This window comes from Rhizobium sp. PEPV16 (genome assembly GCF_008919455.1).
Taxonomy (GTDB): domain Bacteria; phylum Pseudomonadota; class Alphaproteobacteria; order Rhizobiales; family Rhizobiaceae; genus Rhizobium; species Rhizobium leguminosarum_Q.
The window spans coordinates 1-7,368 of the sequence record NZ_VSZV01000256.1 but is presented as its reverse complement, the minus strand read 5'-3'; the positions used below and the strand labels follow the sequence as shown (position 1 = coordinate 7,368).

Annotated in this window: 10 protein-coding genes and 1 pseudogene; 8 read left to right on the top strand and 3 right to left on the bottom strand. The window is 61.7% G+C overall.

The window, feature by feature from the left end; all coding sequences use genetic code 11:
* Window positions 1-546, top strand: a 546-nt coding sequence (locus tag FY112_RS10145) for a GNAT family N-acetyltransferase (RefSeq protein WP_281408453.1), incomplete at its 5' end; no start/stop codon positions are given.
* Between the two features lie 140 nt (window positions 547-686).
* A complete protein-coding gene (locus tag FY112_RS10140; RefSeq protein ID WP_131708464.1) occupies window positions 687-1,388 on the top strand; it encodes a pentapeptide repeat-containing protein in 702 nt (233 codons plus the stop codon).
* Window positions 1,389-1,488: 100 nt separating this feature from the next.
* Here FY112_RS10140 and FY112_RS10135 read toward each other — a convergent pair.
* Window positions 1,489-1,584 (bottom strand): annotated as a pseudogene (locus FY112_RS10135) (aspartate-semialdehyde dehydrogenase); the annotation flags it as partial.
* Between the two features lie 137 nt (window positions 1,585-1,721).
* Window positions 1,722-1,943, bottom strand: a complete 222-nt coding sequence (locus tag FY112_RS10130) for a hypothetical protein (RefSeq protein WP_017959619.1) — start codon at window positions 1,941-1,943, stop codon at window positions 1,722-1,724.
* A gap of 209 nt (window positions 1,944-2,152) precedes the next feature.
* On the opposite strand from FY112_RS10130, the gene FY112_RS10125 reads away from it, so the two are divergent.
* Window positions 2,153-2,629: an Hsp20 family protein gene (locus FY112_RS10125; protein WP_027665108.1), complete on the top strand. Its 477-nt coding sequence runs from the start codon at window positions 2,153-2,155 to the stop codon at window positions 2,627-2,629.
* Window positions 2,630-2,670: 41 nt separating this feature from the next.
* The gene (locus tag FY112_RS10120) at window positions 2,671-3,180 is read left to right on the top strand and encodes an Hsp20/alpha crystallin family protein (RefSeq protein ID WP_151518313.1); all 510 of its coding nucleotides are present in this window, start codon (window positions 2,671-2,673) and stop codon (window positions 3,178-3,180) included.
* Between the two features lie 131 nt (window positions 3,181-3,311).
* On the opposite strand, the gene msrB is transcribed toward FY112_RS10120, so the two are convergent.
* Window positions 3,312-3,725, bottom strand: a complete 414-nt coding sequence (msrB, locus tag FY112_RS10115; protein WP_017959622.1) for a peptide-methionine (R)-S-oxide reductase MsrB — start codon at window positions 3,723-3,725, stop codon at window positions 3,312-3,314.
* 189 nt (window positions 3,726-3,914) lie between these two features.
* Between msrB and FY112_RS10110 the strand changes: the two genes are divergently transcribed.
* The 4 genes from FY112_RS10110 to FY112_RS10095 all read left to right on the top strand — a co-directional run.
* Window positions 3,915-4,130, top strand: a complete 216-nt coding sequence (locus FY112_RS10110; RefSeq protein WP_017959623.1) for a hypothetical protein — start codon at window positions 3,915-3,917, stop codon at window positions 4,128-4,130.
* A 229-nt stretch (window positions 4,131-4,359) separates the two neighbouring features.
* Window positions 4,360-6,717 carry a putative monovalent cation/H+ antiporter subunit A gene (locus FY112_RS10105; protein WP_017959624.1) on the top strand — a complete coding sequence of 786 codons (2,358 nt, stop codon included), beginning with the start codon at window positions 4,360-4,362 and terminating at the stop codon, window positions 6,715-6,717.
* Window positions 6,718-6,721: 4 nt separating this feature from the next.
* On the top strand, window positions 6,722-7,141 hold the full coding sequence (locus tag FY112_RS10100; protein WP_017959625.1) for a Na(+)/H(+) antiporter subunit B: 420 nt from the start codon (window positions 6,722-6,724) through the stop codon (window positions 7,139-7,141).
* Window positions 7,141-7,368: NADH-quinone oxidoreductase subunit K (locus FY112_RS10095; protein WP_181018195.1), on the top strand; the 228-nt coding region annotated here is incomplete at its 3' end. The genes FY112_RS10100 and FY112_RS10095, both read left to right, overlap by 1 nt.

The window sequence follows — 7,368 nt, the reverse complement described above, 5'->3', positions numbered from 1 at the left end:
ACCCTCGCAAACAATATGAACCCGAGCATCATGACAGACGCTGTCCTCCTCCGCGACGCCACCGAAGCCGATCTTTCCGCCATTCGCGATATCTACAATCACGCCGTCGAGCACACGACGGCGATCTGGAACGATACGTTGGTCGATCTCGAAAATCGGCTGGAATGGTTCAAGGCGCGCAAGGCGCGCGGCTTTCCCATCATCGTCGCCGAACTATCGGGCAAGGTCGCAGGCTATGCCTCCTATGGCGACTGGCGGCCTTTCGACGGCTACCGCCACACGGTCGAGCATTCCGTCTATGTCGACAAGGATTGCCGCGGTGCGGGCATCGGCGAGCGCCTGATGCGGGAGCTGATCACGCGTGCTGCGGCCGGCAATATCCATGTGATGATTGCCGGCATCGAGGCTGAGAACGCAGCCTCGATCAGGCTGCACGAAAAACTTGGTTTCCGCATCGCCGGCAGATTTTCCGAAGTCGGCACCAAGTTCGGCCGCTGGCTGGACCTCACCTGCATGGAGCTTCGCCTGCCCGGCAAGGTGGATTGATCCGCCTGCCTGGCAAATCCGGACCGCAATCCATTGTGAACGGCGCGCGCCATCTTTTTATTGTAGTCTGAGCTGTGTAAGAAAATGGAAGGCTGCTTCGCGAAAGGCGGCCTGAAAGCGTCATGGGGGTGAACTGTTCAATGGCAATGCACGGATCGTCGCTCGGTCTCCTTGCCCTCGTCCTTCTGGCATTTCCGCCAATTGCCGCACGGGCCGCCGATTGCAGCAGTCTGGCCGAGCCGAAGCTCGACTGGCAGGAATGCACCAAGAAAAACCTGATGCTACAGGGCAGTGATCTCGAAGGCGCCAATCTCGTCGGCACCGATTTTTCGCTGACCGATCTCGCCGGCGCCAACGTCAAATCCGCCAATCTGGAGAAAGCGACACTGGTGCGCGCCTCTCTGGAGGGCGCACACGCCGAAGGCGCCAATTTCGCCAAGATCGAGGCCTACCGATCCAGCTTCGCCAATGTCGCCGCCGAGGGCGCCTCCTTTGCTGGCGCCGAGCTGCAGCGCGCCAATTTCGCCGGCGCCCAGCTCTCCGGCGCGAGCTTCGAAAAGGCTGAACTCGGCCGCGCCGATTTCGACAAGGCGGTGCTGACGGGGGTGAAATTCTCTTTCGCCAATCTCTCCCGCGCCGATCTCTCCAAGGCCACCTTCGAAGGCCCGGCGACCTTCGAGCGCGCCTTCATGTTCCTGACCCGCATCGAAGGCCTCGACCTCTCGGGCGCCGCCGGGCTCGAACAGGCGCAGATCGACCTTGCCTGCGGCGATGCCTCGACCAAGCTACCGGCAGGCCTTTCGGCACCCTCGACCTGGCCATGCCCTGCCGATCACGATTGATTGGGGCTTTCGCGCGATAACCGAGCGGTTGGTAAGGCCCTATGGGCAACAATGGCTGGCGGGCACGCAACGATCTGGCTGGGGGACGGTCGGATTCGATTTAGTGCAATAGCAACTCGCCCGTGACGCGACGCCATTCGTTCGGTCCGATCAGCCGCTGGTGGCTATAGCGAACGGAATGCAGCGGCCTGTTGATCGGTAATGGCTCGGCTGACGTCGCCATTCGCCGGTCGGGACGCCAGGTCGTGGTCGATGTAATGGATCGCCACGGCAATGTTCAGGTGCTCACGATAGCATGACGGATCGGTGGGGGAGGCGGGTCATCCGCCTTTCCTATTCCGGTTCCTCTTCATCCGAACTCAGCAGATCAACAAGCGCAGCAACCCTGCCTGTTGGCAGAGGCCGGCCTTCACCCATCAAGGCTTCGTCGTTGCTGGCCCACGCAAATGCCTCGGCGAGTTCAGCCTGGGTGGCGCCTGTCGCGATGACCTCGGCCACGAGCGTTTCATCGGCGGGCCCGAGGACGGCGATGACGTCCTTTGAAGTCATTGTCATAACCATTTCTCCTCTCTCAAGCTCAGCCCAGATATGGTGGTGCCTTCGAAGAAAGCAATTTTTCGCTGAGAAATTCTCTCCTCTTGAAACGGTAAACTGCTGAATTATATCAGTATTGTCGATCGCCGAGCAGGGATCGACAGGTCCAGGAGACGCCTGTCGCTCTTGGCGTCTCCTGTATCCATGTTGCTTGTAAGGAGGATATGGCCATGAGGACAAACCTCGATTTCTCTCCCCTGATCCGGTCGAGCGTCGGCTTCGAGCGGATGTTGAACGCACTCGAGGCTGCAAGCCGCGCCGAGACAATCGACAACTGGCCGCCTTACGATATCGTCAAAACCGGCGAGGACGAATACCGCATCGCCATGGCAGTGGCGGGCTTCTCGCAGGACGAACTGGCGATCATCCAAGAGCAGAACATGCTCGTCGTCTCAGGGCAGAAGGCGAACGGCGAAGATGTTCAATACCTGCATCGCGGCATTGCTGGTCGAAGCTTCCAGCGTCGGTTCGAATTGGCCGACCACGTCAAGGTCGTGGATGCCGGCCTCGTCAACGGTCTGCTGACCATCGATCTCAAGCGTGAAATTCCTGAAGAGATGAAGCCGCGCCAGATCGAGATCGGAACTGGAAATGCAATGCCGAAGGCCGAGACCAAGCAGATCGAGGCCGAGACGCAGGCAGCCTGAGCAGTCAGGAATGCCCAAGAACCACCAGAAAGGAGTAAGCCATGAGTGTTCGTGATTTGATTCCTTGGGGCCGCAACAACGGCCACCACGTTCCGAGTCTCCTCCGCGAGGACGACCATGATCCTTTCCTGTCGCTCCATCGCGAAGTCAACCGGCTGTTCGACGATGCTTTCCGCAGCTTCGGCTCTGGCCTGCCGTCACTGCGGGGCGCCAGCGGTTTCGGTGCCGGCTGGCCGAGTGTCGAGATCTCCGACACCGATAAGGAAATCAAGGTGACGGCTGAAGTCCCCGGCCTTGAGGAAAAGGACATCGAGGTCATTCTCGATGATGGCGTTCTGACGCTGAAGGGCGAAAAGCGTTCGGAGACGGAAGACAAGGAGAAGCAGTTCTCGGAGCGCTACTATGGCCGCTTCGAGCGACGCATCCCACTCGGGACCGAGGTCAAGGAAGATCAGGTCGACGCCACCTTCAAGAACGGCGTCCTGACCGTCACCTTGCCCAAGACCGAAAAGGCGCAGTCACAGGTCAGGCGCATCGCCATCAGAAGCTGATCGAAACGAGGGCGGCGGCCGACCACCTGGCGGCCGCCGCTACCATGTCGTCCATGGTGGCACGGAAATTTCCGTCGCGCTCAGTCTCCTCATGGCCGCGGGATCGGCAGATGCCGATCGCAGGTTCAGGCCTATTTCCCAGGCTCGAACACCATGGAGTGGCCGTTGATGCAATAGCGCAGGCCGGTCGGCGGCGGGCCGTCCGGAAAGACGTGGCCGAGATGGGCGTCGCAGCTGCCGCAGCGGATTTCGGTGCGCACCATGCCGTGGGTCGTGTCGCGATGCTCGATCACCGCTTCGGGTGACACCGCTTCGAAATAGCTCGGCCAACCGCAGCCGGCATCGAATTTCGTGTCGGAGCGGAAAAGCGGCGCGTTGCAGCCGACGCAGCGGTAAAGCCCCGTCTCGAACGAATCCCAGTAGGGGCCGGTGAAGGCGCGTTCGGTGCCGTGCTGGCGCGTGATGCGGTATTGCTCAGGGGTGAGCTGCTCTTTCCATTCGGCGTCGGTCTTGTGGATCTTGGCGGTGGTCGCAGTTTCGGACATGAGGTGCTCCTTTCGCAGAGGGGCGGGTTCCGTTTCGCGAGAAAATGTGGTGCGCCGCGTTCACTTCATCAAGTCTCCCGCGGCGCGCCATGAGATTGGCCGCATACCCAATTGGGGGAAGAGGCTTGCTTTTACATCCGTTAGGGGTTTTCTGTTAGGGTTAATGTTGCGTGCATTGGAGAATCACTGGTGTTTGAGGCAGCAATCGTCCTGCTCTACGGCCTTGTGGCTGTGGCAGCCATGGCGGTCACACTGTTGGAAGGCTGGGCCAACCATGACGGCTTGACGCTTCATCGTCTCGCCGGGCTCCTCGCTTGCCTGCTCTGGCCGCTGACGCTTCTGGTCTTCATCCTGCACGGTTGCATCGCCCGGCTGCTGACGCGTCTTTCCCGATCGACGGCCTGATCGGCTTCGAAGATCGCCTGCTTCGCCGGACCGGCCGAAATCGCTTGAGACACTCCCTCGTTTCGCCTAAGTCAGAAGACAGGCCGGTTTTCGCCGGCTTTCGTCTGTTGCCTTTCCGGTGTCGCGCGTCTTTTCAGGCGCAAAGGATGCTGTACCGCTTTGAATTGCTGCATAATTTCATTCCTTGAATCGATTCCGGTTTAAGGCGTTATCCAGTAGAGGAGAAGACATGGCCGATGTCACGGCTCTGACATTTCTGGCCCTGTGTCTGCCGCTCGCCGGCGCTCTTGCTGCTCCCTTCGTCATCCGCACCTTCGGCGCAAACGGTGCCTGGCTCCTGGCGATCGCTCCCTTGCTCGCCTTCCTGCATTTCCTGCGGTTCATTCCTCAGATCGCGCGCGGCGAGGTTGTTACAGGCGGCTATTCCTGGGTGCCGAGCTATCATCTCTCTTTCTCCTGGTTCCTCGATGGCCTGTCGCTGGCTTTCGCGCTGCTGATCACCGGCATCGGCACCATGATCGTGCTTTATGCCGGCGGCTACCTCAAAGGACACAAGGATCAGGGCCGCTTCTTCTCCTTCATCTTCCTCTTCATGGGCGCGATGCTCGGCGTCGTCGTTTCCGACAGTTTCCTGATGCTCTTCATTTTCTGGGAACTGACGTCGATCACGTCCTTCCTGCTGATCGGTTTCGATCACGAGCGTGAGGCGGCTCGCCGCGCCGCCCTGCAGGCGCTTGTTGTGACCGGCGGGGGAGGGCTCTGCCTGTTGGCCGGCCTGCTGCTGCTCTGGAACATCTCTGGCGTCACTGAGATGTCGCGGCTCGTCGGCGCCGGCGATATCGTGCGCGAAAGCCCGTTCTATCTGGCTGCGCTCATCCTGGTCCTCGGCGGCGCCTTCACCAAGTCGGCGCAGTTTCCCTTTCATTTCTGGCTGCCGAACGCCATGGAGGCGCCGACGCCGGTTTCGGCCTATCTGCATTCGGCCACCATGGTGAAGGCAGGCGTCTATCTGCTGATGCGGCTCAACCCCGTCATGGGAGCAACCCCTGCCTGGGAAATCCTTCTGCCCTTCTTCGGCGGGCTGACGCTGGTGGTCGGCACCGCGCTTGCCATCCGCCAGACCGACCTGAAGCTCAAGCTCGCCTATACCACCGTCTCCTCGCTCGGCCTGCTCGTCATGCTGATCGGCTTCGGCTCTGACCATGCAGTGGAGGCGGCAGCACTCTATCTGGTGGCACATTCCCTCTTCAAAGGCGCGCTCTTCATGGTCGCCGGCATCATCGATCACGAGACCGGCACGCGCGATATCACCAGGCTCAGTGGCCTGATGCGGGCGATGCCGCTCACTTGGATCATCGCGCTTGCGGCGGCCTTCTCCATGGCCGGCCTGCCGCCCTTCTTCGGTTTCCTGGCCAAGGAGGAGATCTATACCGCACTCGTCGGCGGCGATGTCCGCACGATTACTTTCGCCGCCATCACTGTCTTCGGCAATGCGCTGATGTTTGCTGTCGCCTTCGCCGTGGCGCTGAAACCCTTCCTCGGCCAGCCGGTGGAGACGCCGAAACCTCCGCACGAAGCCCCCGTCTTGCTTTGGCTCGGCCCGGCCTTTCTCGCCGTCCTCGGCCTGCTCGCGGCGATCTTTCCGGGCTTTACCCATACCGTCCTGTCCTCGCCGATCGCATCCGCCATCCGCCAGACACCCGTCCAAATCGACATTTCGCTGACGCCGCATATCGGCCTGCCCTTGGCGCTCTCCGCCCTGACCGTGCTGCTCGGTATCGGCGTCTACTGGCAACTCGCGCGTGCCCGTTTCCTGATGGCCGTCTTCCTGCGCGCGGCCGGACCTGGGCCGGACCATGGCTTTGATGTCGCTGTATCGGGCCTTGTCCGCTTTTCCGGCCGCGTCATGCGTGTGCTGCAGCCGGGGCGGCTGGAGATCTACGTCACCTGCACCTTCCTCTGCGTTGCCGCCATCCTCATCGTCCCGCTCGTCGTCTATGGCGAGCTGCCGCGTCTGCCGGCCTGGCCGACCGATGTCAGGCTGCATGAATGGGCGGTCTTCCTGATCGCCGCCTTCGGCCTGGCCGCCGTGCTCGTCGCCCGCGACCGGCTGACGGCGATCGTTTCGCTCGGCATCCAGGGTTTCGCCGTCGCCATCATCTTCCTGCTGTTCGGCGCGCCGGATCTGTCCTTCACCCAGTTCATGGTCGAAACCCTTTCGGTGGTGATTCTCGCCCTGGTCATGACCAGGCTTCGTCTCTCGCCCGACGATCAGCGGCCGCTCGGCCGCAAGCTCTTCGACGGCGCGCTGGCGCTTGCCTGCGGCCTCGGCTTCACGCTTCTGCTGATGCGGGCAACCGAGGCACCGTTCAACGACGCGCTGACGGCTTTCTTCAACACCTATTCCAAATCGATCGCCCACGGCGCCAATGTCGTCAACGTCATCATCGTCGATTTCCGCGGCACCGACACGCTTGGCGAAATCGCCGTCGTCGCGGTCACCGGTCTTGCCATCCTGGCGCTGATCCGCATCCGCGCCGGCAGCGAGCGCAAGCTTGCCGCCAACGATCCCGCGGCGGAGGGTTGAGCGCGTGAACACCCTCATCTTCCGCACCGCCGCCCCGTTTCTCACCGCGCTGATGCTGCTTTTTTCCGTCTTCGTGCTGCTGCGCGGCCATAACGAGCCGGGCGGCGGCTTCATCGGCGGGCTGATCGCTGCCTCGGGACTAGCGATCTACGGCATTGCCCGCGGCGTTGGCGCCGTTCGCCGGGCGCTGTTTTTCCATCCGCTGTCGATTGCCGGCTTCGGCTTGCTGCTGTCGACCGTGGCCGGTCTTCTCTCCATCCTGTTTGCCGTTCCCTTCATGACCGGCCTCTGGATCTATCCGACGCTTTTCGGCGCCGAGGTGCCGCTGTCCAGCGTCATGCTCTTCGATGTCGGCGTCTATCTTGTCGTGCTCGGCGCCATCACCTCGATCGCACTGGCGCTCGAGGAAAAGGAGGTGGAATGATGGAGCCGCTTCTGGCGATCCTCGTCGGTCTGTTCTTCGCCGCCGCCATCTATCTAATGCTGTCGAAATTCTCGATCCGCATCATGCTCGGCATCGCCATCCTCGGCAACGCCGTCAATCTGCTGCTCTTTACCGGCGGCCGACTGACGCGCGAGGTGCCGCCGATCATCCCAGCGGGTCTCGACAGCTTGCCCGCAGGCGCGGCCAACCCGCTGCCGCAGGCCCTC

Bases quoted from the DNA above. Each gene is read 5' to 3' on its own strand.
- FY112_RS10140 (WP_131708464.1), top strand. From the start codon at position 687: ATGGCAATGCACGGATCGTCGCTCGGTCTCCTTGCCCTCGTCCTTCTG.
- FY112_RS10130 (WP_017959619.1), bottom strand. From the start codon at position 1,943: ATGACAATGACTTCAAAGGACGTCATCGCCGTCCTCGGGCCCGCCGAT.
- FY112_RS10105 (WP_017959624.1), top strand. From the start codon at position 4,360: ATGGCCGATGTCACGGCTCTGACATTTCTGGCCCTGTGTCTGCCGCTC.
- msrB (WP_017959622.1), bottom strand. From the start codon at position 3,725: ATGTCCGAAACTGCGACCACCGCCAAGATCCACAAGACCGACGCCGAA.
- FY112_RS10125 (WP_027665108.1), top strand. From the start codon at position 2,153: ATGAGGACAAACCTCGATTTCTCTCCCCTGATCCGGTCGAGCGTCGGC.
- FY112_RS10120 (WP_151518313.1), top strand. From the start codon at position 2,671: ATGAGTGTTCGTGATTTGATTCCTTGGGGCCGCAACAACGGCCACCAC.